Here is a 24886-nt window from a genome sequence, read left to right on the forward strand (position 1 = left end):
CAAAAAAACGCCGTCGAAGTGAGCTACTCACTCCGTCAGCGTTTATCATCTGCTCAATCATTCTTTAATAGGAATCACCATGTTCCAAGTGTTCCGACCACCGAAATTCCCGTCTCCGTCTGCCGTAGCTGCAAACAAATGAGTCGCTTTCCCATTCTGGAACAACAGGAACGGCCTTTCGAAATTGCCCATACGCCTTGTTGTTCCGTCATCCCAGGTTACTTGCCGTGAATAAGCTTTAGGATTTTCAGCGATTTGCCAATTCATACCGTCCCGGGAATGGGCATGAATACCTCCGTGCTTTTCTCCGCCCACACTTCCGTTCATATCTTTGGCTATCATCTCATAACCGTCTTCGGTTTTCCATACGAAGGGATCTTCAAGGTGAATATCTGAAGGCGGGAAAATCGGTTCCTCGCTCATAGCACGGTAAGGACCTGTGTAATGATCCGCCCACGCTGCCCCAAGAGCCATATCGCTAAAGGTATGTCCCTTATAAGCTCTGGATTTGTAAATGAGCAGTACAGAGCCATCTTCGTGTACACAAGGAGCCGGATTGGATGTCAGATAGCTGTCGAATTTATCAGGCCGGACATCTAGAATTGGCTTGTCCAGTCTCTCCCAAGGTCCTTCTACACTGTCCGCTGTGGCCAAGCCGATCCGTTTGTTGGCTCTGGCCACGATACAACGAGCATCATCCAAGTCGTATTTTTCGCCTGGTGCAACATCGGGGAACGGATAAGTTGTACCCATGTAATACAGGAGATATTTACTTCCATGTTTAACGATATGCGGATTATGAGTACTGCGGCCGTCCCAATATTGTGCGCCTCTGGCTGGCAGTACGACCTCTTGAAAGCTGTAAGGACCTTCAGGCGTATCGGAATCGGCTCGCACCACTTCCGAATGTGCCAACCAGCCCGGATGCATAGGAAGATGCTTGGGCCAACGGGAGGCGAACATATGGAAGCGTCCGTCTTCACTCTGGACTACCGAGCCGCACCAAATCCAATATCCTGTCATTTCAAATCCACCGTCTCTCGGTGCTGGCAGCAACCGTTCATATAAGTTTGTGGTCATTACTATTTTCACTCCATTCCAGCCCGACAGGGCCATGCTCTCCTTCCATTATAGATTCTCTTCAAATGCTTTACTATTCAGAAAATCATTCAAATTAAGTACAAAATCAAACTATAGTATGTTGCGAGGGTCCCATTCAGCCGTTATACTTATGTTACATAAACGAATGGAAAGGTTGCGTCCCCATGTCATGTCTGGAGCTGTCAATTCCTCCTCTTCCCGTCCTGGTCACGGTGAGCAAAGTCAAGTTTCCCAAGTCATATCAACATTATGAACGCATATTCTCACTGTACGATATCATTTTCGTCCGATACGGCACCTTATATATGAATGAAGACGGGATTCCTTACGAAATTAAGGAAAATCAGATGCTTGTTCTGGAACCAGGCAAGCTGCACTATGGCCATCTCGCCTGCAGGGAGGACACGTTGATTTATTACCTGCATTTTCAACATCATTCTGCTCACCGACTCGTGCACCCCGAAGAGATCCGTTGGCATTCCGTTCTACCCATCACCACATACCGCGACCTTGAACCGCAGGAACAGTTCATGTATATCCCTAAATTCAAGGAACTGAACACAAGTCAGATTTGGTCGCTTCTGGACGAGATGATAGAACTTCGCAACCTCTCCGTCCTTGAACAGATGCTCCCTCTTCAAGCTCTATTTGGACAATTGCTCACGATGCTTCAGAAAATGTCGAAAACTTCACATAATCACCACAGTCAACAAATATGCGACGACATTATCATCTATCTGAATGACCATATAGACAAACCTTTCCGCCTTGAGGAGATGTCACAAAAATTAAATTTTTCCATCGATTACTTGTCCAAATGTTTGAAGAAGCATACCGACTTAACGCCTCTCCAATACTTGAACAGAATTCGGATGTTGAAGGCCAGAGATCTGCTGGAGCACTCTGAATTGTCCTTGCGGGAAATAAGCTCTATTGTAGGCATCCCCGATATGAACTATTTTTTTCGTCTGTTCCGCAAACATTTTGGGATACCCCCGGCGAAATACCGCGCTTCTTTTTATGCCGTTATTTCTGAGCGCTCCATAACTTAACCGGCATTAACCTTTCAATTAATTGATTTACAAATAGCCCTCAATCTAATGATAGAGGGTTATAGTCATGTGCTTATTGCGCAATTTTCTTCTCGATCGTTTCAAATCCCTTCGTGTCATTCCACATCTGTTCAAATTGCTCTGTGAAGGATTTGGCAACCTCATCGTTACGCATAACCATTAATACTTCATCATTCATCGTACTGGCTGCTTTGGAGTAGTTAAATGATCCCGTAGTTGCCACCTTCTTATCGACAACTGACATTTTAAGATGCATGAGCCCGCTGTGCTTGTTAACCTTCATCGGGACACCGGCGCTGCCCAGTATTTTCATAGCTTCGCCCTGTACTTTGCCATCGGATTGAACCTTGTCTGTGATGATCCGAACTGCTACGCTTCGATCTTTAGCCCCTTTGATCGCTGCCACTATATCTGGATGAGTCAAGCTATATATGGCTATGTCCAATGTCTGGCTGGCAGCATTAATGATATCGATCAACGCTTTATCCGGATGCTGATCAGCACGAGTGAAGTAATATTCGCCCACCGACTGCCCTGTTGTTACTGCGGCCGTTTGAGTTACCCCTTGAGCAGGTTTACTTAGATCTGACTTTACAGAAGCCTTTACTGTGGAGTAGCCTGCTATCACGATAATACACACTAATGTAATACGTCCGATAACTTTTTTCATCATTCACCTCTATGAAGTTTATAGCAATATTATCACATGGCAGGTAATAGCATGCAAACAAAAAATACCCTCGATCCCGAATCAACTATATCAGGTACTTTATCATTTATTCATTCGGGACTGGGACAAATTCTTATTCCTAAGGAGGAGCAACCTAATGAAAGTGCATTTTCTGGGTACCGCCGCGTATGAAGGGATTCCGTCACTTTTTTTCCAATGCTCCACCTGTCATCAAGCTCGTGAACGAGGGGGGTATAACATTCGGACACGAACATCAGTTATGATCGATGAAGTGCTGAAGGTTGATTTTCCGCCTGATACATTGTATCACTCGCTAAAATATGGAATGGATATGAACAACGTGCAGGATCTGCTGATCACACACTCCCACTCCGATCACTTGTATGCTGAGGATATGGCGATTCGCGCTGAGGGCTACGCACAGTTTGGGAATAAACCTATACATGTCTATGGTCACGAACTCCCCTTTCAACGCTGTCAGCTTGCATTAAACGGTCTGTCCCACAACTACAAATTCCACGGGGTTAATCCCTTCGAATCGATCAAGACGCAGACCGCGACCATCGTTCCTCTGCTTGCGGATCATGATCCTCGTGAAACTTGCCTGCTCTATTACATTGATAAGGAGGGTACAACGATACTGTACGGCAATGACAGTGGTTGGTTCCCTGAACAAACCTGGAATTGGCTGAAGGATAAACAGCTTGATCTCGTTATCTTGGAATGTACAACAGGCTACAGCTCGAACAGGAGCAATCATATGAACGTCGAAGCTGTATTTGAAACGAAAACATGGATGGAAGACAACAACGTCCTGAAACCGGGAGCCTAGGTCGTGGTGACCCACTTTTCTCATAATGCCGGCTTATTGCATGAGGACTTGACGGAAATTTTTACACCGGCTGGCATACAAGTAGCGTATGATGGGCTAGTCATCCAATTGAAACATCGATAAATCCTTTATCATTTGAGCGGACTATCCCATAACTGTACACTCATATTCCAAAATGAAGGGCTGCTTATTCGGTTATACCGATAGCAGCCCTTCTGGGATTGTATGGCTATTTAGCTAATGAGATCCGTCAAGCCTACACGACCCGAGTATGATTCTTAATGGCATTAATTATGCGTTCCCAATCGTCCGGGTGAATTTCGTGACCCGTCCCTTCGAGGGAAAGCAGCGATGCATGGGGAAGTTCATTGGCTAGAGCCAGACCATGCTCCAATGGAAGCACTGTATCGGCTGTACCATGGATAACCAGTGCAGGTGCTTCGATGCTTTGTAGCTTCCCCTCAAAAGAAGCATCGTCTTGAAGCAGTGCATGATTGAACATGCTGAGCAGGTTCCTTGCTCGTTTTATTTCTTTTCTGACCTGCTTGTAAGCTCTCTTTTCTTCAAATTTATGTTTGGGACCACACAGCAAGCTTGAACCTGCAACCAAATAATCGGCAACCCTATCTTCATCTGACCAGTCCAAACTGGCTCCATTAGCATGATACGCAAGTATCCGCTCATCCATTGGAGGTAGCTCCCGCTTATTGTCAGATTCGAAAATACTCGATGCGATCAATGTCAAGGTGTGCACCTTGTGAGGATAGCGTATTGCCATAACCTGAGCAATCATACCGCCTAATGACATCCCGACAAGGTGTGCTTGTTCAATGTGGTATGCATCAAGCAACCCAACAGCATCTTCGGCCATGTCAGCGACCGTATAATTTGAACTTCCAGGAGCATACACCGTGGAACGTCCAACATCCCGGTTATCATATCGAATCACGTACCGTCCTGTCTCCGCCAATTGTTGGCAAAATTCATCATCCCAATACACCATCGAACACATGGCACCCATGATCAGTAAAACCGCTGGATTGTGAGAATCCCCAAAGCTTTCCGCACATATATCAATTCCGTTTACTCTAATTAGTTGTTCGCTCATATTGATTCCTCTTTTCATTCGATTGTGTTTACATGAAAAAATGTACACTTAAATAAGCCTCAGCACATTACCAAAAAATGGATGAGTCTAGATAAACTGTACTTCAAATTAACGTAAACGAATGAATTTGATAATCACGATAAGCACTCCCCGGATTCATATTAGAAAAAGGGTTTGTAACCCGCATCCATTATACCATATTTCTGCTGGTTATGGTTTGCTGACTAGCACCAACAACCCTCTGTAGGATATCATTTAGATTCCAAGCAAGTCATCCTATCAATTCATTTGTAACCTTTACCCAATTCAAACGTGTATAGGTTGAGGGGGGAAGGCATGAAGCGACACACGCTCGACAGCATGTATCAATCGTATGTAAAGGACGTCTATCGGTATTTAATCTCCCTCTGCCGAGATCATCATGCCGCGGAAGATTTGGTGCAGGAAACCTTTTACCGAGCTTATTTGTATCTGGACAACTGTAAGGATGATAAAATTAAGCCGTGGTTATTCAGGGTCGCTTACAACGTTTTCGTGGATTATTATCGAAAAGAACAACGAAGTATACCCACAGGGACAGAGTTTTTCATGCAGCTATCAGAACCTCAAACTCCTGATGAGCTGCTATTGAAGAAGGAGCTATGGGGGCACATTGGAGATGCCATATCCACACTGCCGGTCAATCAAAAGCAAGCTATACTGCTGCACGACTTTCATGAGCTATCGTACCGCGAAGCTGCAGAAATTATGGAAATCCGCTTATCTCATTTCAAAATACTTTTGTACCGCGCAAGACAAGTCGTCAGACAACACAATGAAAGGCAGGGTTCATGATGAGTGATGATTTCAAGCGTCAATTACAAGACTATGCGGACGGTAAATTAACGGGCAGGGACAAGGAGCAATTCGAGCTTGAGCTTGAAAAGATGGAAGCCTACCAAGCTTTTCTTGGTGAGCTTATGGGGAATGATGAAGATCGTCATCCGCTGATAGAAGGTAGTGCCTATAAGGCTTCCACACCAATCAAAGAAGCTTCCCTGCTGCGCAGAAGTAAGTGGCGGGCAAGAATTCAAACTGCCTTGACTGCTATTGGAATCTTGATCACGTTTACCCTCATCAGTGCGATATTGACTGGACTTTTTTATGGATTGGGCAAGCGATCAAGTCTATACCAGGATGTTGTGTCATCTGCGATTGCCCTCACCCGTCCTAACCTCACCGTAAGTGGAGGAAGCAATTCAAACGCCTATTTCACTATGGATTACAAAGGTAATATGAAAAAGAAAATTGGCGATTCAGAGGTTTCTGTCGGAGATTTTCAACTAAAGTTTGTGTTGGGCTGGCCTATGGGAGAGCAAACCACATGGCATTCTGAAAGAAATAACTCCAACACCAGTCTGTTTCTACTTTCCGGGTCAGATGCGGCTAGCAGTAATCAGGACTGGGCAACACTTGAGAAGCTGCCTGAGGGTACGGTTACCGAAGCTTTTGTGTCATTGGATAAGAGGTATACAACCGATGAGCTTCTACAGAAATTTAATGGTAAAAATATGACACCTGTTTGGTTTGCCGCCTACACTGGCCAAGAGAGAAAGCTCGGTGTCGCAGAATTGGTGATGAATCCGGTTGGCTTTCCCGCATATCCGCTTTGGCATGCTGAAGATATGCAGGTGACAAGCCGTTCTGAAGAAAAGCGAGGCTGGTTCGGCAAGACTGTCATGGAAAGCTCTATCTCACCAGGCATCCAAACTTATGGAGACGGATCGGTACGCGACAAAAATTTCCTGGATACTCTGCATTTACTGCAAAAATATCCTACGATTACCAATCGCCTTGCTCCATGGCTTCCACTCGAGCCAACCATCACTTATTTGGAGGCTAACGGAGTGAAGCTTTACGGAGTGGTTGTGACCGGACCTACCAAAGAACTGTTAAAGCTTAAAGAGGAGCAGTGGGTGTCCAGCATCCGTGTGGGCGAAGTCCGCTGGTGGAATTGGAATAATCGGTGACAATGATTTACTATTTTTTCTTGATATCCATCATCTTTACGATCCAAGCTGCCGCTTCTGCGCGGGTAGATAGATCGGTTGGGGCGAACGGACCGGTGGTTTTGCCACCCACGATAATAATGCCCGTCTTCTCTACAGTAGACACGGCGCCTCTGGCCCATTCAGGAATGTCGCTATCATCCGAATAGCTTGTTGTTGTAACGGCTGATAGTGGAATTCCCAAAGCCTTGAATACCATAGCAGCCATCTCGGCATGCGTAATATTGGCCTCTGGTCGGAATGTACCATCCGGATAGCCGCTAACGATACCAAGCTGTACAGCCTGAGAAGTAGATGTCTGCGCCCATATGCCGATCTTATCACTGTCAATAAATCCCAAATCATATGGCTGCAGCTCTGGCTTTAGTCCGTTCATCAGCATGACTACGAATTCAGCACGGGTGATGCTGTCATTCGGCCGAAACGTAAAATCCGGATAGCCGTTTGTTATATGGAGTTCATAAGCCCGCGCAATCTCCTCACTCGCCCAGTGTCCCTCGATGTCGGTGAATGCATCCGAGCCCGGCGCCGTCATCGTTCCCTGCAGTACGGTAATCTGACTCGCAGCTGTAAAACCTCCGTCAACCGTCTTCGCGGTAATGCTTGCCCTTCCAGGTGCAATCCCCGTCACCTGGCCTGAGTCGTTTACCTGGGCGATGCCAGGATTGCTGCTGCTCCAGAGCAGCCCTTGATTGGATGCGCTGCCTGGCAGCACGCTTCCCTTGAGCTTCCCGTTGTGCCCCACCTTGACGGACAACTCGGCAGGCTGGATACTAATGCTTTGCACCTCGATGGTTCCTGCAGGATTGGTTACAGTAACCTCGCATGTGGCGGATAGTCCTCCGTCCTCTGTCCGGGCAGTTATCGTTGCCGTACCGGACGAGACAGCTGTTACATTGCCTTCGTTGTCCACGGAAGCTACTCCATTCTTGCTGCTGCTCCATATGACATTCTTATTAGGTGCATTGTTCGGGGACAGCGCAGCCGATAAGCTTTCACTTGCGCCCGTCTGCAGCGTTGCTTGAGTCTTATTCAAGGTTATCCCATTGACTTTGACCCGCAAAGCGTACAGGTTCAATTTCGCCTTTTTCATTCCACTTGCATACACAGTACCGTCCTCTCCAATAGTCGGAGCGAGAGCCATGTCAGGGGTACTGATGCCATACCTCCACTGTGTGCTGCCGTCGGAAGGATTCAAGGCATGAACCATGCCACTAGCCGTTAGCAAATGAATGGATCCATTCGGACCGATGACGGTCGGCGTTATCGCATTGTTGAAAACAGTTTTCCATTTAAGTGTCAAATTTGGCTGTAGTGCATACACGGTTTGATCCGAGGCCCCGGTATAGATCGTACCATCCGAGCCAATCACAGGAGAAAATGGATTCCCTCCAAAAGTGTACTCCGATTGTTTCGTTCCGCTCGGGCTGATCGCATACAGCTTGCTGTCAGCAGCACCGAGATAGATGGTGCCGTCCGCCCCCAGTGCAGGAACGGTATTGACTAGTCCCTCAGCTTGGTACGTCCATTTGATACTGCCATTGGGCTTAACCGCGAATAAAACGTTGCTCTCATTGCCCAAAAAGATTGTGCCGTCCTTGCCTATGGCCATGTAAGCGGTGGACTTGAACCCAACCTTGGATGACCATAGCTTGGTTCCGTCGCTTGAATGAAGCGCATACAGCGTTCCATCCTTGGCAGCCACGTATATGGTGCCATCTGATCCAAACACGGGCTTGGCATCCACGAGACCTATGGAAGCCGACCATTTTAGCGTTCCGTCAGGGTTCATTGCAATAAATTTACCTTCATTATATTTTACACTGCCAACTCCCATGTAAAGGGTGCCATCCGGGCCTACTGTGGGAGAACCCAGAAGTTGATCTGAGGTCAAGTTATTCCATTTACTCTTACCTTCGCGTGTGACGGCGGATACCATACCGACAAAGCCCGTAAATACAAACTGGTTATATCCCAGATAGACTGTACCGTCCGCTGCCACTACCGGTGAACCTTTAGGATCAATAAGGTCCGCAGCTGGATAGTCCCACATTAAGCTGACATTTCCCAGATTTGTATTTGGAAGGATGAGCAGATCAGGTTGAATCCGGGGGAAATTGTCAATAACGGGGGTTGTCAGGTTGGTAATCGGTATAGCGTGAACCTGAGATTCTAATGTGCCGAATAAGCAAGATAATACGGTTATACCGAATACCATTCCCCTTTGAATATACCATCCATGCTTCCACATTATGGATCTCACCCTCTCCTCAGACATTTCTACAGTAGCATATTTGATTGTGCAAGTATATTCTACAAAAGTAGCAAAAAAGCAGTATATACATATGCAGGAAGTCTCCTATTATGCAGGTTTATTCGGGATTATCATCATGGGCAGTACTATCAAGAAAAAAGAAGAATTAACCACTGTGAAATGGTCATTCTTCTTTTTTGAAATAAAATGGGTCTGGTCACTTTCCGTCCAGCTTTGCTCTTGCTTCCGTATACTCTTGAATGACTTTATCTCCGCCAGTCTTTCTCCATTGATCGATGGCTTGCTTCCACCCTTCATCATCAATAACACCAGTGATGTATTTAATTCTGGCCGTATTAATAATTTTGGTCAACTCCGTACCATTGGTGGATACAGTCGCCGATAAGAGTGGAACGGATACATCCACAACAATGTTCTTCAGGTTGTCTTCCTGTTCTTTCAATATTTTCTCAGTCATTGGCGATGATTTACCTTGAATAGAGGATCTGTCCACGACCTGATTGGTCAAAAACATTTGCCAGACCGTGTTGACTTCCTTGGAAACCAGCGCTGTGTTTCCTACCACTGTAGGAACCCCGTTTTGATTCGTATAATGGGTTCCTTCGATCCCCCATTTAATTAATGCCTGTCCTTCGGGTGTATCCAATTTATCAAAAGCGGTTAAAATGGCTTTCAGTTCGGCTTCTGTTTTTACACTAGTCTTTGGAAATGCGAGCACCCCATTAAATCCTGGCTGTGCCGGACTCCTCACAGTACCATCCGTGGATTTGATCAAATAAGCCGTATCGATCAAATCCATTTTGGCATCGGCAATGCTCTTGCCAGCCAAAGCGGGGTTCCGCTGCTGAACCAGCTTGACCAGATTATCCTGCCTGTCCGCTGCATCGGAGAAGTTGTTAATGTACATCCCTCCGCGCTCTTTATCAATTAACTCAAATACTTGTTCCGAACCTTTCACGATGGCGAAATCCTGATTCAATAGCTTCTCGTCATACAGCTTTTTAACCCACTTCAATGCATTCATGTAAGGCTCAGACATAAAGGTCGGCACTACTTTTCCATCCTTAAGTTCCCAGTTGTTGCCTCCTCCAAACATACAAACGATGACATCAAAAGCGTATCCGGCTATGTTCCCGCTGCCGTCAACTCCCATCAGCAGACCTGCGGTATCATCCTTGCCGTTTCCGTCGGGATCTTTGGTCGCGAATGCTTTAATTACATTGTATAGTTCATCGATATTCGTTGGTTTCTGTAAGCCAAGCTTGTCTAGCCAATCTTTACGAAAGATAATGGCATTGCGAGCCATAGGCCGTCCTCGAGGTAGTCCATAATTTTTACCGTCGGTAAGTGCATTAGCGATCAGCTTAGGATCGTAATTTTTGGCAAATGTCGGCATCGACTTCAAATAGCTTGTAACATCCCAGAACATCCCTGAGCGGACTGCGTTAACGAAGGTAGGCGACTTCATATCCAGTATGGTTATAGCCTGCGGCAGTTCATTGGATGCAATGGATATATTCACCCTATCGTTATAATTAGCAGAAGGGACAAAATTCAAATCCAGCTTGACATTGGCGAATTCCTCGACCTTTTTAATTAAGGGGCTGTCCGCAGCTGGAGCTTCTGTATTATACAAAGGCAGCATCATGCTGAACTTGGTTGGTGCTTGTTTGGCGGTCCCCTCAGGAGTGGTTGTGCTTGGAGTTGTGGCAATTGGAGTCGTGTTTGTGTTGCCTGTACTGCAGCCCGCCAGCAAGGACAATATAACTGAAGAAACTATGGCTGATGATGTCAACCGATTATTAACGTTCATGGATTCTTCCCCCGTTTAAGTTCATGTAATAAAGCTTATACGCGATGCCTTGTTCATAGCTATCCTTTAACCGAACCGAGCAGCATCCCCTGCGAAAAATATTTTTGCAAAAACGGATAAGCACACAGGATCGGAAAGGTTGCTATCGTAATCACACACATCTGAATCGTTTTGGGCTGGATGAGCGATGCACTCTCCACCATATCCCCGATCTGGGAGGATGAACTCATCACTTGCCTTAATACTAATTGAACTGGCCACATTTTTGGGTCATTCAAATAAATGACGGCATTAAACCATGTGTTCCAATACGTTACGCCAAACATGACCGTAAAAGTCGCCAGCAAGGGTTTGGAGGAAGGCAAAATAATTTTAAACAAGATCATCAAATCATTATAACCGTCCAATTTGGCAGATTCTTCAAGCTCCGCTGGCAGCTCCTGAAAGTAACTCTTGAATATAACAAGGCTGAACACACTAATAGCTCCCGGCAAAATTAACGACATATAGGTATTTAATAAATGCAGCTTTTGCACGATGATATAGGTAGGAACGAGACCGCCATTAAACATGATAGTGAAAATAACCATAAGCATCAGCAATTTTCTTCCAGTCAATCCTTTGTGGGCCAGCGGATAAGCCATTAAAACGGCCATGATCACACTAAAAAAGGTTCCTACAATGGTTATAAAAGTCGACACAATTAAGCTTCTGATCACCACATTTGTAGAAAAAACATATGCATACCCTTCCAGCGACAATCGACTTGGAAAAAGCACAAAATCACTTTTTGCCAAAATTTCCGGTGGTGTAAACGATGCCACAACGATATGAATAAAAGGCAAAACCGTTAATAAAGAGACAAGTCCAAGGACAACAATATTCAGTATATCAAATGCATGACTCCCATATCTGCTTTGACTGCGCAATACTTTCACGCCCCTAACTTAATAAATACCTTCCTCTCCAAACCATTTGGCAATGGTATTGGATATGACAATCAACAGCAGCGCCGCAACGGATTTGAAGAGTCCAACCGCTGCCGTATAGCTGAACTGGCCACCCACTATCCCCATCTGGTATACATAGGTATCGAATACTTCTCCCAGCTCCCGGTTCATCGTATTGATCATAAGCAGCAACTGCTCGAACCCCGTATCCAAGAAGGTTCCAAGCCTTAATATTAATAAAATCACGATAGTGCTGCGTATGGATGGGAGCGTAATATGCCATAGCTTTCGCCATCTCCCTGCCCCATCCACTTCGGCCGCTTTATAGAGCTCAGGATTGACGCTGGCGATTGCCGCCAGGAAGATGATGGTTCCCCATCCCGTTTCCTTCCAGATGAATTGAAGTACAATCATCGGACGGAATCCTGTCAAGGTCATCAAAGGATTGATTTTATCAAACCCCATGGATACCAGCAGCTCGTTTGCAAGCCCTCCTTCTGTGGTGAAAATGGTATAGGTCAGTGACGATACCACAACCCAGGAAACAAAATGGGGAATGTATACCAACGTTTGAACGACACGCCTGTAGCTTATCCACCTCAGCTCGTTAAGCATTAAAGCTAAGATGATAGGCAAAGGAAAAAAGAAAATGATGTTTAATAAACCCAGCGTAATGGTATTTTTAAATAGCATCCAGAAAGCCGGATCAGTAAAAAAACGTTGAAAATGCTGAAAACCAACCCATTCACTTTTGAAAAACCCTAAAAAAGGCTGATAATTTTGAAAAGCCATGACCAATCCAAACATGGGTGCATACTTAAATGTAAGAAAATACAAAATGCCAGGCACCAGCATGAGATACAGCCATCTTTCTTTAAATAATTTTTTGCGGAAAACACTCTTTTTTCTCGCTGCATGGTTCCTAGAAGCTACTGCTACGGCATTCCCATTAACATGATTCATGATCGACCCCTCCGAAGTTTATTGCTGCGTCCGCATCTACAACATATCATGTCGTTTTTGTAACAGGCTATAATCAATTATGACACAGCCCACAGCCCAGCCGGAATCATGGGAAAACCATACGCGGAATAGCAGCTATAATCATTTATAAACAGATAATCATGACACCCCATGACATCGAAAAAAGGAGCCATGGATTCGGCCCCCTCCCTCATCTAACCCCATCCATTTTCCGTTTTCGAATCTCCCTGTATTGCCCGGGCGTTATGCCTTCGAGCTTCCTGAAGCTGCGGATAAAGTTTTGCGAATTGTTGTATCTTAATCTATTGGCAATATCCAATACCTTCATATCGGTGTCCATTAACCACTTCTTAGCCATATTGATTCTGTACTGGGTCAAATATTCACCGAAGTTCTCTCCAATCTCTTTGAGAAAAACACGGCGGATATAGCTTGGATGATAATTTAACCGAACAGCACATTCCTCAATGGTCAAATCTGTATCAAACTCCTCCTCGATCATCCTCAGGACAACTCCAGATATCTTTTTATATTGATTTTCACTTTTATCCTGCAGCATGTGCATGATAGGCTCGATAACGACACTGCTGAGCCATTGCTCAATATCATGTGCTGTTTTTAGTTCAAACAACTGGTCAAATAACGATTTTTGTCCCTGAAATAAAATACTGTACGATTCCCCCGAATCCTGTACGATTCGCACAAGGTCCGTAAGCAATCGCGCCACAGGAATCTGATATTCCAGATAACTCATCTTTAATTTAAATACCTCTTCCATGAACTGATGAAGCGATTCTTTCACTTTGTCATAATCGATCGATTTTACGGCATCAATCAATTCATACTGAATCCGAACGGGAAGTAAAAGCTGCATATTAGGTCCAGGTTGAACATCTTCATTGAACAGAATCACATTGTAGCCTAACCTGATCTGGTATTTCAAGGCCTCTACACCTTCGTTAAATGCTCGATGGGTATGCTCGAATTCATGAAAAGTTCGACTGATACCAATGCTAATCTGCAGCTCCAAGTATTCTTTTACCGTTTTTTGAATATGCTCTGCAAGCGTGTAGATATCATTTTTGAATTGCTCATAGGTCTCCTGCTCGCCGCCGATTATGGTGACCTGAAAATCATTGACTATAATCGGATGGATGACACACTCCTTGACTAATAGCTCACTGATAATATTATTGATGGCAAACATCGTCAGCTCTCGGTCGATACTGCTCCATTTCGTTTTTTCTGTCGTATCGATTTGCAAAACAAGAATAATCATCCAACGTGGAGGTACAGGATATCCATACAGCTTTAATTTATCTTCCGTTTCCTGCTGATCCGCATCCCCTTGAATCAGCTTTAAGGTGAAAAATACTTTTAACTGCTGCAATTGGGTTTGGATCTGATTGGCCATTTTCGACTGATTGGTTACTAGTAATTGTATCTGTTCTCCGATGAATTTAAATTCATTGCTCACCTTCATGGTCGGCCCTGAACCCATGATAGCTTGATAAAGATTGAAAATCGGGTTATACATTTTGCGCGAACCAATGAATGAAACAATCGAAATGACCACCAAAATCCCCATACAAATAAAAAGCAAATACCAACCCACAGCCTTGGAATCCTTGGTAATGTCTTCAATGGACATAATGGAAACATAATACCATCCATTGTAGCTTGACTTTCGGTAGATAACGCTTACATTATCATCATCCAATTTCGTATTGAAGTTTCCCGTTTGCTGATTTTCACTCATAATCTTTTTGATATATCCGGCTTGAACCAAATTGGCATGGTTATGGTTATTGGCCAGAACATGGAAATGATCATCCAGAATCATAACCTCCCCGATTCCGTCACTCCGGGAAATCAATTTACTCAGAAACTCAAGCGGCACCTTCGCGATAGCAATACCGATAGGAGACATTGAATTAATGGGAATTTTTTTGATCAGATTAACGGCTTGTTCATTAAAAAACTTATCGGAATATACCAAATCACCATCAGGACCAAAATCCAGCTCACTAACCCACATCGATGGCTGAGGCAGCCCGATAGTAGCTTCGTATTTGGCTTTATTGTCACTCTCGCTCAGTCTGTAAAATCCGTAATTGTTATAAATCCATTGTTTGGAAATATTCATAAGCGAGACATCCTGTACACCTAAATCAAAGGCTTGAAGCTTTCCAAGTTGAATATTTAGACCCATTAATTTTTCAAAGTCCTTAGGTTTCATCTCTAGCGTCATGGCTTCATTGACATCAGGAGAGTCAACGAAATACATCAGTGAACGGTCCACACTCTTCAACACTTGCTCAACACCTATTTGGGTTTGGAGCAGAACCTGCATATTACTCGCGTTCACTTTTTCCTGAATGGTATGAGAGGACCTGTAGTACGAGAAAATACCCATTAAAATTACCGGAAATGTACCCAGCAAAAGACAAAACACAATCATGGTCAACAAGTATTTAGAGGAACGTATTTTCATAGTTACTCCCTTCATCTGTGTCATATTTCCCTCTGTTAACTGCAAGTACGAACAAGACATAGGAAGGGTTGAATCCATTTGTCTTGTCTATTATAGTTACACACTCAACAAAATTTCACAATTATTATTTATCATTCTTCATGAAAAATCCTCTCTTTTCAATAAATGATTATCTGTACAAAAATGATCATTGACTCCTTGCACAGATCGCTTATCTCTATGTGTGTTATCTCGAACCGCTGTGACAAATTTGATTATAGCCTGTTACCAAAACTGCGTGGTATCGTAACCCTGTGCAAGAGCAACTGCAGCTGCGCATAAAATTTTGAATCGAAAAATTATTTAAAAGGAGAACGACTCATGAGCTCTGAAACCATTTTTAAGTTTGAACCGCAGGATTATGGAATGGTATTAAATAACGTGGCGGGGGTAGCCGTCAATTCACAAGGAAATTTGTATGCTCTGGTGCGTGGAGAGGTACCTGTGCTGATCTTCAACAGCGACGGGCATTATGTTGGCGGTTGGGGAAAAGGCTTGATTGGCGGTCCTCATGGCATCTTTATTGATTCCGATGATTTTGTTTACTGTGTCGACAGCAAGCAGAACATCGTTATGAAGTTTTCCCCCGACGGGCAGCTCCTGTTGACGCTTGGAACGGCTGGCGAATCCTCCGATTCAGGCTGCATAGGCGGAGATTTCAAAACCGTTACACAAGGAGCAGGTCCCTTCAATAAGCCAACGAATGCAGCAACCTCTCCATCCGGCGACATCTTCGTCAGTGATGGATATGGCAATGCCCGAGTACATCGGTTTTCCGCAGATGGTACGCTTATCAAATCATGGGGAGAGCCTGGCTACGAACCCGGTCAGCTCCACCTTCCCCACGGTATCGCGGTTGATCAGAACAACCTTGTCTATGTGGCTGATCGCGAGAACGATCGAATCCAAATATTTGACACAGACGGGAACCTCAAAGCGATATGGGATAATCTGTACCGCCCTACCGATATTTGTATCAAGGATGGATCTGTCTATGTTTCCGAGGTTGGTCACAGGATGTATATCGACAATGTCCTGTTCAAGCCAAGCAGCAATCCGCCATGGTCACAAATTCGTGTCTTTGATATGGCTGGTGTAGAAAAAACAAGAATTGGCGGTCCTGAAGGCTGGAAAGCGGGTAATTTCTTTGCAGCTCACTCGATTTGTGTAGATCTGGAAGGCAGTATTTATGTAGGCGAGGTGATCTGGCCAGCCCACGAAATCAGTACGCCTGAGGATTTGCATCCCGCTTTGCAAAAATTTCGCAGGCTGTAAGCTTGGATAAGGAGCGGTACAAACCATGAAACCAGTGCTTTCCACATTTCAAGAGGCAGTGCAGACCATACCTGACGGAGCCACGATCATGGTTGGGGGATTCGGGCTGGTCGGAATTCCGGAAAATTTAATTATGGCTTTGGCAGATTCAGGTGTTACCAATCTAACCGTGATCTCCAACAATTGTGGAGTCGATGATTGGGGACTAGGCTTGCTGCTGAGAAATAAGCAGATCACCAAAATAATCGGCTCCTATGTTGGTGAAAACAAAGAATTTGAACGTCAGCTCCTGTCAGGCGTGCTGGAAGTCCAGCTTATCCCCCAAGGGACACTGGCCGAACGCATTCGTGCAGGCGGGGCTGGGATAGCCGCATTTTATACCCCTACCGGAGTAGGTACACCACTTGCCGAAGGTCGCGAGATTCGGCAATTCGAGGGTCGCAGCTACCTGCTTGAGCATGCACTGAAGGCGGATTTCAGTCTAATTCGTGGCTGGAGGGGAGATCGTCTCGGCAATCTGGTCTACAATAAAACAGCCAAAAACTTTAATCCGATGATGGCGACTGCGGGAAAAGTAACGATTGCCGAAGTGGAAGAGCTCGTTGAAGTCGGACAATTGGATGCAAACCATATCCACACACCAGGTATTTATGTGCAGATGCTAACCGTAGGCTCACAGCAAAAACGTATTGAACGTCTTACAACAAGAGGTGTCATGGGTTGAACAACAATATCGAACAGCTCGTTAAAGCTGCGGTACGCGAGAAAATTGCCAAACGGGCCGCCAAGGAAATCGTCGATGGCTTTTATGTCAATTTAGGGATCGGCATCCCTACCCTTGTCGCCGACTACATTCCAGCAGGGATACATGTCATGCTGCAATCGGAAAACGGACTACTCGGGATCGGCATGTATCCTGCGGACAACGAGGTTGATCCCGATCTGATTAATGCGGGCAAGGAAACAGTCACTGCCGTTCCAGGAGCAGCATTTTTTGATAGCAGTGAGTCGTTTGCCATGATACGCGGTGGACATATAGATCTCGCCATTCTTGGAGGGATGGAGGTATCTGAGCAAGGGGATCTTGCCAACTGGATGATTCCTGGTGTGATGGTGAAAGGTATGGGCGGGGCCATGGATCTGGTACAGGGGGCCAAGAGAATCGTGATCCTCATGGACCATCTTACCAAGAAAGGTCAGCCCAAGATCTTAAATCAGTGCACGCTGCCGTTAACAGGAAAAGAGGTCGTCCATCGAATCATTACAGAGCGTGCCGTCTTGGATATAACGGCTGAGGGCCTGAAATTGCGGGAGGTTGCAAAAGGCTTCACAATCGAGCAAATCATCGCTTCGGTTGAGCCCAGCCTGCAGGTTGATCTGGACGTAATTATAGATGCTTATTAAGGCGGGGTGCAGGTACAATGACAGCAGATGAAGCACAATCCGGGATACAGCATGTCAAACCGGATATCGAACAGGTATACATTCTGGATGGAGCAAGAACGGCATTCGGAGCATTCGGGCAATCGTTCAGGCAAGTGAGTGCCCGGGAGCTCGGTCTGATTAGCGCGAAGGAGGCTTTGCTGCGTGCTACGGTGGATGCAGCAGAAATCGATCATGTCATTTATGGAAATGTGATCCAATCGGGTACTGATGTGGCTTATACGGCAAGACACATTGCGTTACAGGCAGGTGTTCCGATAGAGTCGCCGGCCCTCATTGTCAACAGAGTCTGCGGCTCGGGTATGCAGGCTATTATTTCCTCCGTGCAGAGCATTCAGTTAAAGGAAGCTGGAATGGTGTTGGCAGGCGGTACGGAAAATATGTCACAAGCTCCACATGCCGATTTTACCAGCCGCTTCGGGGGAATGAAATTAGGCCACATCCAGTTGGAGGACATGCTGCTTCATACACTCACGGATCACTATATCGGCTGTGGCATGGGCATAACTGCGGAGAATATTGCAGCTGCATACGCTATTTCACGTGAAGCTCAGGACGCTTACGCCCTGCTCAGTCATGAGCGTGCTGCAAAGGCCGCAAGTACGGGAATGCTGGGAAAGGAAATCGTTGGAGTTGAGGTACAAACACGTTCGGGCAGCCAGTGGATCCAGCAGGACGAGTTGATTCGTAGTGATTCGTCCATGGCACAGCTAGGGAAGCTAAGAGCGGCTTTCCAAAAGGATGGGTCCGTTACTGCCGGCAATGCAAGCGGTATGAATGATGGTGCCGTATCGATGGTACTGGCAGGAGAACATCGATTAGCTGGACGCCAGCCGCTGGCACGTATTGTTTCCTGGGGTATTGCAGGAGTCGCACCCAAGTTAATGGGACTTGGTCCTGTTCCAGCAGCCCGTATGGCATTAACACGCGCCGGCCTCGTGATGGCGGATATCGATCTTGTAGAAATCAATGAAGCGTTCGCTGTGCAATACTTGGCCGTAGAGCAGGAGCTTGGCCTTAATCGTGAACGTACGAATGTTAATGGCGGTGCCATTGCCATCGGGCATCCACTCGGCGCCAGCGGAGCACGTATCGTACTAACCTTAGCCTATGAGCTCAGAAGACAGGGCAAACGGTTCGGCTTGGCGGCAATATGCGTTGGCGGTGGTCAAGGTATGGCTGTGGTTATTGAAAATTTCAATTGGAAATACACCCCCTCGAACTTATCGGAATAACCAAATGGTTTTTCCCATGTCTATTCCAAGGGGGCATGTATCAGGTTATCATGTAAAAACAAGAAAATAACTACTGGCTGACTTCAAATACGACGACATCATAATCTGTAACTTCGGGGATGGTCACTGTTTTGAAAAGTCCATCCTCGGTAATAGGTAATTCGATTCCGTCTGAAAGCAAGAAAGCCCGTTTCATAGGAACAGCTTCAGAAATACCTACCTTAACATCACGCACTGGTGTTATTGAAGTAAAGAATCGGCGTCCTCCTAAAGTATTGACCATATGAACCATCCGATACTGCTCCTTTTCCCGGAGAGAAACAACTAATGCATCTGGTGCAACCACCTTAAGCTGTTCCCGCCCATGAGATGTCCAACGTACAGCATTGGCAATTAGCGTACCCAAATCAGGAAACCCGACTTTACTATAGGATTTATCCACTTGATTGGGGAAATACACGACCCTGCCTTTGTTATTGTGCTCAGAAGCAATGAGCATCGGGTATTCAGGGTCATCCTCCAGAGTATAAGAGAAGCCTTCAGGAAACACCCGGAACGGTGCAGACAATCTCAAAGGGCTTTGATAATCAGCATCTACGGTACGTACCGGACAATATTCACCATAAAGAGGTACGACATCGGTGCCAACAATACCTTCAAGAATCTCATGCTCCCCCACTATCCTAAGGTATGCCTGCTTGAGTACATGGTCGACTTCTCCGGTAACTCTGCCGCTTGCTCCTAAGCTAGAAGCTTGAAACAAGTCGCCAAGCAAAAAGTCGTCCCTCTTATTTCCCGTTTCATCGTAAAGTGAGGTTTCGTGGGTGGCCACCAGACCTCCGCCGTTGTTCACAAATTTTCTGATTGACTCGGCCTCTTCCTCCGATATGCAGCAAAGTGACGGCAGCAATAACGTCTGATATCGGTTTATTTTAGCTGTCTGTAAGGTTCTCGTTGAAATAATATCAAATGGAACGTGTGCATCCAATAAAGCTTGCTCCATTCCCCTGATACTTTGGACGTATTTTTCCATTCCATGATCTTGTCCGTAGTGGATCAAGGTCTCCTGTGAAAATACGATAGCGATGGTTGCGCTTGAGCGGTCATGATCATAAAACGCCTTATGTTCCCTCAGAAAACCATACAGCTCTTTAATAGCCTGGAAACCGCGGGTATCGTTATGGGTCGCAGGTGGACCTCCTGATAGATTCACCTGCAGCGTGCCCCCGTTCGCGGCAATTTGCGCTAAGTAAATTTTTTGCTCGACAGGCGGTACCGCCGTTCTCCGCCAAGGCCATGCCAAGAAGTAGGAAACGACGACCCAAACCGGATTATCGCTGATCGAAGTCATGTAACGGGTTTCCTCGTCAGGCCAGGTTAAAGAATGCCAATCTTCATGATCGGTCGTTTCATTAATTTTGACACGAGATTGGGCTTCGATAATGACCGTATCCTGATATCGGGCAATCTCCTCCATATCCAGAGACGAATTGACCGTCCAGCCTGCATCTCCAAAACATACAGCATTGCCAAGTACAGGGATCTCCGGATTGATTTTCTTCACCATATCATAAATCCGTTTGGCCGATTCGGTCGTCTTCTCCATTCTCCATTTCAAAAATGGTTTCCATAGTGGATCAGACCAATCTTTGATAGCTGGTATCGTTTGACCGGAGGTCTTCAAGAAATCAGCTTGACATTTGTCGCAATAGCATATACCCGAGCCATATGCCTGAAAACCGTAGCTGGCACCGCACCAGTATAATCCGTCCACATCATACCGACTTAAAACCTCCTGGACAAACAATTCGCCTAATTCATGATGATATCCACCCAATGGGCAGCAGGCATACAAGGTTTCAGCAACTGTATATGGATTGCCTTCATGGTCACGAGCGCACCACTCTGGATATACAATTCCGGCTTCTATTGGCATGACGCCAAATTCAATCGAAGGAAGAGCCTTGATCCCGTATTCATGCAGCGCTTCAATAATTTCCCCTGTAATATCCCGATCCTGCAGAAAGGGACTTCTTCTTTGCAAGCTGACCTGTGACGGATAGGTCGTTACATAACCCCCTGAGAAAAACGTTAAAAAATTAACATCAAGCTCGTGAAGATCCTTGGCAAGCCTCTTTGCGTCAAAATCGATGCAATCCACATCACGAATCGTCATATGAATTCCCCGATTACGTTCCTGCAGCCAATCCCATTTACCCATTATAGTCACTTTCCTCTCCTGAATCAGATATGTAACCTTGAATTAACCTTTAATCCCTGTCAAGGCAATGCCTTGGACGAAATATTTCTGGCCAGCCAAAAAGACGATAAATATAGGCAGCAGCGAGCTGACAGAAGCTGCCATGATCAGCGCATAACTCGTTCTATTCTCTTCCTGAAAGGACAATAATCCCAAAGGAATCGTAAAGAGCTCTGCTTTCGATAAAAAGATAAGCGGATTTTCATAATCGTTCCAGGACCAGACAAACGAAAAAATAATGAAAGCAACAACAGCAGGTTTTACCAGGGGAAGCGCGATATGAATAAAGGTTTTAAAATGATTGCATCCGTCTATACGAGCGGACTCAAAAAGCTCATTCGGTAAGCTCATAAAAAATTGTCTCATCAAAAATGTCCCAAAAGCTGAAACCATCCCCGGCAAAATCAAAGCCCAGTGGGTATTGTAGATATCCAGGAACTTATAAAAGATGAAGCGTGGGACCAGCATCATTTGATCTGGAAACATTAATGTAGATAAATAAAACATGAACAGTACGTGCCTGCCTTTAAACTGGATTTTGGCAAAAGCATATCCGGCCATCAAGCTGGTGCAAATGACACCCACAACGGAAATCGACGTCACTTTGATGGAATTCAGATAAAACAGGTAGAACGGCACCTTTCCCAGCCAAACGTCCCTATAGTTATCCAGAGTAAACGAAGGGGGAACCCATTGTATTGGAAAATTAAATACATCTGCTTCCAGCTTGAATGATGTGGAAAGCATCCAGAGAAAGGGCAGTACCATAATAATGGACAAGGCGAGCATGATGAAGGTCAGTATGGACTTATTGATCATGTTCTGCAAGGTTCTCGTCATCTCACACCTCATCTTATTGTTATTGGGTATGCACCCATTTTTTTTGCTGTCTCCACTGCCATAAGGTGAGTACAAGAATGATGACAAAGAGTACCCAGGCTATACTGTTCGCATACCCCATCCGATTGTAGTTGAACGCCACATTGTAAATATAGTAAACGAGCACGGAGGTTGACGTACCAGGCCCGCCTTGGGTCATAATGTTAACTTGTGCAAATATTTGAAAGGAACCGATGACAGAAGTAATCATTACAAAAAACAAAGTAGGCGACATTAAAGGAATCGTAATGATTTTAAATTTTTGAAATAGGTTGGCTCCATCGACCTCAGCAGCTTCGTAATAATCCTTTGGAATCCCCTGTAGGCCAGCTAGCATAATGACCATGTTGTAACCAATCGACTGCCATATGCTCATAATGATGAGGGAAGGCATTGCCCAGGTTGAAGAGCTGATCCAGCCCGGGGGGTTGCTGATGCCGATCGATTTCAGGAACATATTAATGGGTCCAAAGCTGGGCGAGTATAAGATCGCCCAAATGACCGAGATCGCCACCATGGAAGAAATGTGCGGCGAATAGAGCAGCAATCGGATTAAGCCTTTGCCATATACACTCTGATTAACAATGACCGCAACCAATAGCGATAAACCTATGGAGATGGGAACGCTGACGAAAGCGAAATAAAACGTATTAATCAAGGAGCTTATAAACCATTGATCATGCAGAAGCTCAGCAAAGTTGTCCAGACCGACAAATCGGATGCCCTTCAAGCCGGAAATCAGGTTCCAGTCACAAAAGCTGAGTACCAGGGAAAATATAATCGGAATGAACCGGAATAACAGATAGCCTACCAAGCTTACAGACAGAAACAGCCAGCCATCCAAATTTTCTCTAAGTCTTAGCTTATTGGACCGGGCCTTTGTGACAACAATCATGTCGGTGTTGGGTTTCATCCTACAAGCATCTCCTGCAAAAGTTATTTTTTGGCCTTAGCGATCAGCTCATCTGATCTTTTTTTCATATCCTTGACGGCATCATCAACACTTTTTTCTCCCAAAAACACTCTTGTTACCTCTTCCTTAACGACTGCGCCAATTTCTTTTTTGGCTAAGGTAATCGTTGTCTGATCGGAAACTAGAACCGTACTCGGATCATTAAACACCTTATAAACCTGATCACCGTTAAAGGTAGGCACATTATACAGGGTGTCAAACACACCTTTTTTGACATTTTCATCATGAATAGGAGCAGGAGGCTGCATGCCTTTGGGCGCAGAGGTCACATCCGGACGGTCAATCGTAAAAAACTTAACCCATTCGAAAGCTGCCTTTTTTTGCTTGCTGCTCTTGGGAATACTCAAATCGCTGTAAGAAATGGTTGAAGTCGTCTTGGAATCTTTATCATATCTGGGCATATTGACGACGCCAATATCAAAGTCGTGTTTGTTTTCCGGGAACTTGGAATAAAAGGTGATGAAGGAAGCCCCCATATACATGCCCGCTTGCCCCTTAAAGAACACATTTGCACGGTTCGTCGCGGAATCGAGTTTCTTAGCCGGAAATTCAGCCAGTGGCATAATCGACTTATCCGTAAATTGCATGTTGTGAAATAATTGCAGACTTTCCTTGAAATACGGGTTATCGTAGTTGCTTTCCTTATCATTCTTATACATCGCGTTCAGCCCAAGCTTCAACTGTGCAATCGTCGCCCAATCTTCAATCACGTAGGGAAGGAATCCGTATTGCTTGTTAGGCCCTTCGCCCTTCGTCAGCTTCTTGGCCGTTTCCCTGAAATCCTCCCAGGTCCAATCGTCCTTCGGATATGGAACCCTGGCCTCGTCAAACAGCTTTTTATTGTAGAAAATACCATTTACTTTATTCCCGTACGGGACTCCGTAAATGTTGCCATTGATGGTTTCCAGCTTGGCAACCTCTTCACCGAAGGTTTTGGCAAAGTCAATTTTGTTTTCTTCAAAATAAGAATTAAGCGGTTCGTACAAGTCGTTATCCACACGTGTCCTTAAATCGTCAGGAGACCACTGCGCAATAACATCGATCTGTTCCCCGGAAGCAAGAAGTGTATTCACTTTTAACGGAACGTCGGGAGAATCGGGAATTTTCACATATACGGCTTCAATATCAGGATGGGTCTCATTAAACACTTTGACGGCACTCTCCATTCCCTCTACCGGAGTCCAGTGATAGACTACAATCTTCGTCTTCCCCCCATTCGCCTGCGCTGGATTGTTCGCGCTGTTTGGATCGGGTGCTGACGAGCACGCAGAGACAAAAACCAGACTGATTGAAACTAGTAATGCAGCTTTTCTTTTACGCATATCATTTCCCCTTCGTTGAGCATTAATTTGTGAACACTAACAATATAAAACAATCAGGTGCAATTAAAAATGGAATAGATTGAGGTGACGT

Annotated in this window: 20 protein-coding genes; 8 read left to right on the forward strand and 12 right to left on the reverse strand. The window is 45.2% G+C overall.

The genetic code is table 11. The annotated features are described in order from the left end of the window. Positions 1–57: 57 nt before the first annotated feature. Entirely contained in the window at positions 58–1080 is a 1023-nt protein-coding gene (locus NST47_RS21095) for a glycoside hydrolase family protein (protein WP_341156885.1), read from the reverse strand. A 233-nt stretch (positions 1081–1313) separates the two neighbouring features. Between NST47_RS21095 and NST47_RS21100 the strand changes: the two genes are divergently transcribed. After that, positions 1314–2153, forward strand: coding sequence for a helix-turn-helix transcriptional regulator (locus NST47_RS21100; protein ID WP_341156886.1), 840 nt, complete (start codon positions 1314–1316; stop codon positions 2151–2153). A gap of 73 nt (positions 2154–2226) precedes the next feature. On the opposite strand, the gene NST47_RS21105 is transcribed toward NST47_RS21100, so the two are convergent. Next, positions 2227–2844 (reverse strand): phospholipase D-like domain-containing protein, encoded by a 618-nt coding sequence (locus tag NST47_RS21105; RefSeq protein ID WP_341156887.1) that lies wholly within the window; start codon positions 2842–2844, stop codon positions 2227–2229. A 157-nt stretch (positions 2845–3001) separates the two neighbouring features. On the opposite strand from NST47_RS21105, the gene NST47_RS21110 reads away from it, so the two are divergent. After that, on the forward strand, positions 3002–3697 hold the full coding sequence (locus tag NST47_RS21110; protein ID WP_341156888.1) for an MBL fold metallo-hydrolase: 696 nt from the start codon (positions 3002–3004) through the stop codon (positions 3695–3697). A 256-nt stretch (positions 3698–3953) separates the two neighbouring features. On the opposite strand, the gene NST47_RS21115 is transcribed toward NST47_RS21110, so the two are convergent. After that, on the reverse strand, positions 3954–4805 hold the full coding sequence (locus NST47_RS21115) for an alpha/beta fold hydrolase (RefSeq protein ID WP_341156889.1): 852 nt from the start codon (positions 4803–4805) through the stop codon (positions 3954–3956). Positions 4806–5141: 336 nt separating this feature from the next. On the opposite strand from NST47_RS21115, the gene NST47_RS21120 reads away from it, so the two are divergent. Beyond that, positions 5142–5639, forward strand: a complete 498-nt coding sequence (locus NST47_RS21120; protein ID WP_341156890.1) for a sigma-70 family RNA polymerase sigma factor — start codon at positions 5142–5144, stop codon at positions 5637–5639. Next, complete coding sequence (locus NST47_RS21125) at positions 5639–6814, forward strand: anti-sigma factor (RefSeq protein WP_341156891.1); 1176 nt, start codon at positions 5639–5641, stop codon at positions 6812–6814. The genes NST47_RS21120 and NST47_RS21125 overlap by 1 nt, the downstream gene beginning before the upstream one ends. Positions 6815–6824: 10 nt before the next feature. Here the strand turns inward: NST47_RS21125 and NST47_RS21130 are convergent, their stop codons facing one another. The 5 genes from NST47_RS21130 to NST47_RS21150 all read right to left on the reverse strand — a co-directional run bounded on the left by NST47_RS21130 (position 6825) and on the right by NST47_RS21150 (position 15369). Then, positions 6825–9104 carry an S-layer homology domain-containing protein gene (locus tag NST47_RS21130; protein WP_341156892.1) on the reverse strand — a complete coding sequence of 760 codons (2280 nt, stop codon included), beginning with the start codon at positions 9102–9104 and terminating at the stop codon, positions 6825–6827. A gap of 220 nt (positions 9105–9324) precedes the next feature. Next, a complete protein-coding gene (locus tag NST47_RS21135; RefSeq protein ID WP_341156893.1) occupies positions 9325–10941 on the reverse strand; it encodes an extracellular solute-binding protein in 1617 nt (538 codons plus the stop codon). A gap of 59 nt (positions 10942–11000) precedes the next feature. Then, on the reverse strand, positions 11001–11870 hold the full coding sequence (locus NST47_RS21140) for a carbohydrate ABC transporter permease (RefSeq protein WP_341156894.1): 870 nt from the start codon (positions 11868–11870) through the stop codon (positions 11001–11003). An 18-nt stretch (positions 11871–11888) separates the two neighbouring features. Beyond that, positions 11889–12854 (reverse strand): ABC transporter permease, encoded by a 966-nt coding sequence (locus NST47_RS21145; protein ID WP_341156895.1) that lies wholly within the window; start codon positions 12852–12854, stop codon positions 11889–11891. A gap of 211 nt (positions 12855–13065) precedes the next feature. After that, positions 13066–15369 (reverse strand): helix-turn-helix domain-containing protein, encoded by a 2304-nt coding sequence (locus NST47_RS21150; RefSeq protein WP_341156896.1) that lies wholly within the window; start codon positions 15367–15369, stop codon positions 13066–13068. A 360-nt stretch (positions 15370–15729) separates the two neighbouring features. On the opposite strand from NST47_RS21150, the gene NST47_RS21155 reads away from it, so the two are divergent. From NST47_RS21155 to NST47_RS21170, 4 genes are all read left to right on the forward strand, one after another. Beyond that, positions 15730–16683 (forward strand): peptidyl-alpha-hydroxyglycine alpha-amidating lyase family protein, encoded by a 954-nt coding sequence (locus NST47_RS21155; RefSeq protein WP_341156897.1) that lies wholly within the window; start codon positions 15730–15732, stop codon positions 16681–16683. Between the two features lie 25 nt (positions 16684–16708). Further along, complete coding sequence (locus NST47_RS21160) at positions 16709–17407, forward strand: CoA transferase subunit A (protein WP_341156898.1); 699 nt, start codon at positions 16709–16711, stop codon at positions 17405–17407. After that, entirely contained in the window at positions 17404–18087 is a 684-nt protein-coding gene (locus NST47_RS21165) for a 3-oxoacid CoA-transferase subunit B (RefSeq protein ID WP_341156899.1), read from the forward strand. The genes NST47_RS21160 and NST47_RS21165 overlap by 4 nt, the downstream gene beginning before the upstream one ends. Positions 18088–18152: 65 nt before the next feature. Beyond that, the gene (locus NST47_RS21170) at positions 18153–19361 is read left to right on the forward strand and encodes a thiolase family protein (protein ID WP_341159721.1); all 1209 of its coding nucleotides are present in this window, start codon (positions 18153–18155) and stop codon (positions 19359–19361) included. 70 nt (positions 19362–19431) lie between these two features. On the opposite strand, the gene NST47_RS21175 is transcribed toward NST47_RS21170, so the two are convergent. From NST47_RS21175 to NST47_RS21190, 4 genes are read right to left on the reverse strand one after another with little or no spacing between them, the layout of a single operon-like run. Beyond that, on the reverse strand, positions 19432–21582 hold the full coding sequence (locus NST47_RS21175) for an alpha-amylase family protein (RefSeq protein ID WP_341156900.1): 2151 nt from the start codon (positions 21580–21582) through the stop codon (positions 19432–19434). 42 nt (positions 21583–21624) lie between these two features. Then, positions 21625–22461 (reverse strand): carbohydrate ABC transporter permease, encoded by an 837-nt coding sequence (locus NST47_RS21180; protein WP_341156901.1) that lies wholly within the window; start codon positions 22459–22461, stop codon positions 21625–21627. Positions 22462–22480: 19 nt separating this feature from the next. Further along, positions 22481–23413: a carbohydrate ABC transporter permease gene (locus NST47_RS21185; RefSeq protein ID WP_341156902.1), complete on the reverse strand. Its 933-nt coding sequence runs from the start codon at positions 23411–23413 to the stop codon at positions 22481–22483. A 23-nt stretch (positions 23414–23436) separates the two neighbouring features. Further along, entirely contained in the window at positions 23437–24795 is a 1359-nt protein-coding gene (locus NST47_RS21190; RefSeq protein ID WP_341156903.1) for an ABC transporter substrate-binding protein, read from the reverse strand. Positions 24796–24886: the final 91 nt, after the last annotated feature.

Source organism: Paenibacillus sp. FSL H8-0034 (assembly GCF_038000305.1).
In the GTDB taxonomy this organism is placed as follows: domain Bacteria; phylum Bacillota; class Bacilli; order Paenibacillales; family NBRC-103111; genus Paenibacillus_S.

Bases quoted from the DNA above. Each gene is read 5' to 3' on its own strand.
- NST47_RS21095 (WP_341156885.1), bottom strand. From the start codon at position 1,080: ATGACCACAAACTTATATGAACGGTTGCTGCCAGCACCGAGAGACGGT.
- NST47_RS21105 (WP_341156887.1), bottom strand. From the start codon at position 2,844: ATGAAAAAAGTTATCGGACGTATTACATTAGTGTGTATTATCGTGATA.
- NST47_RS21110 (WP_341156888.1), top strand. From the start codon at position 3,002: ATGAAAGTGCATTTTCTGGGTACCGCCGCGTATGAAGGGATTCCGTCA.
- NST47_RS21115 (WP_341156889.1), bottom strand. From the start codon at position 4,805: ATGAGCGAACAACTAATTAGAGTAAACGGAATTGATATATGTGCGGAA.
- NST47_RS21120 (WP_341156890.1), top strand. From the start codon at position 5,142: ATGAAGCGACACACGCTCGACAGCATGTATCAATCGTATGTAAAGGAC.
- NST47_RS21125 (WP_341156891.1), top strand. From the start codon at position 5,639: ATGAGTGATGATTTCAAGCGTCAATTACAAGACTATGCGGACGGTAAA.
- NST47_RS21130 (WP_341156892.1), bottom strand. From the start codon at position 9,104: ATGTGGAAGCATGGATGGTATATTCAAAGGGGAATGGTATTCGGTATA.
- NST47_RS21135 (WP_341156893.1), bottom strand. From the start codon at position 10,941: ATGAACGTTAATAATCGGTTGACATCATCAGCCATAGTTTCTTCAGTT.
- NST47_RS21145 (WP_341156895.1), bottom strand. From the start codon at position 12,854: ATGAATCATGTTAATGGGAATGCCGTAGCAGTAGCTTCTAGGAACCAT.
- NST47_RS21150 (WP_341156896.1), bottom strand. From the start codon at position 15,369: ATGAAAATACGTTCCTCTAAATACTTGTTGACCATGATTGTGTTTTGT.
- NST47_RS21155 (WP_341156897.1), top strand. From the start codon at position 15,730: ATGAGCTCTGAAACCATTTTTAAGTTTGAACCGCAGGATTATGGAATG.
- NST47_RS21160 (WP_341156898.1), top strand. From the start codon at position 16,709: ATGAAACCAGTGCTTTCCACATTTCAAGAGGCAGTGCAGACCATACCT.
- NST47_RS21175 (WP_341156900.1), bottom strand. From the start codon at position 21,582: ATGGGTAAATGGGATTGGCTGCAGGAACGTAATCGGGGAATTCATATG.
- NST47_RS21180 (WP_341156901.1), bottom strand. From the start codon at position 22,461: ATGACGAGAACCTTGCAGAACATGATCAATAAGTCCATACTGACCTTC.
- NST47_RS21185 (WP_341156902.1), bottom strand. From the start codon at position 23,413: ATGAAACCCAACACCGACATGATTGTTGTCACAAAGGCCCGGTCCAAT.
- NST47_RS21190 (WP_341156903.1), bottom strand. From the start codon at position 24,795: ATGCGTAAAAGAAAAGCTGCATTACTAGTTTCAATCAGTCTGGTTTTT.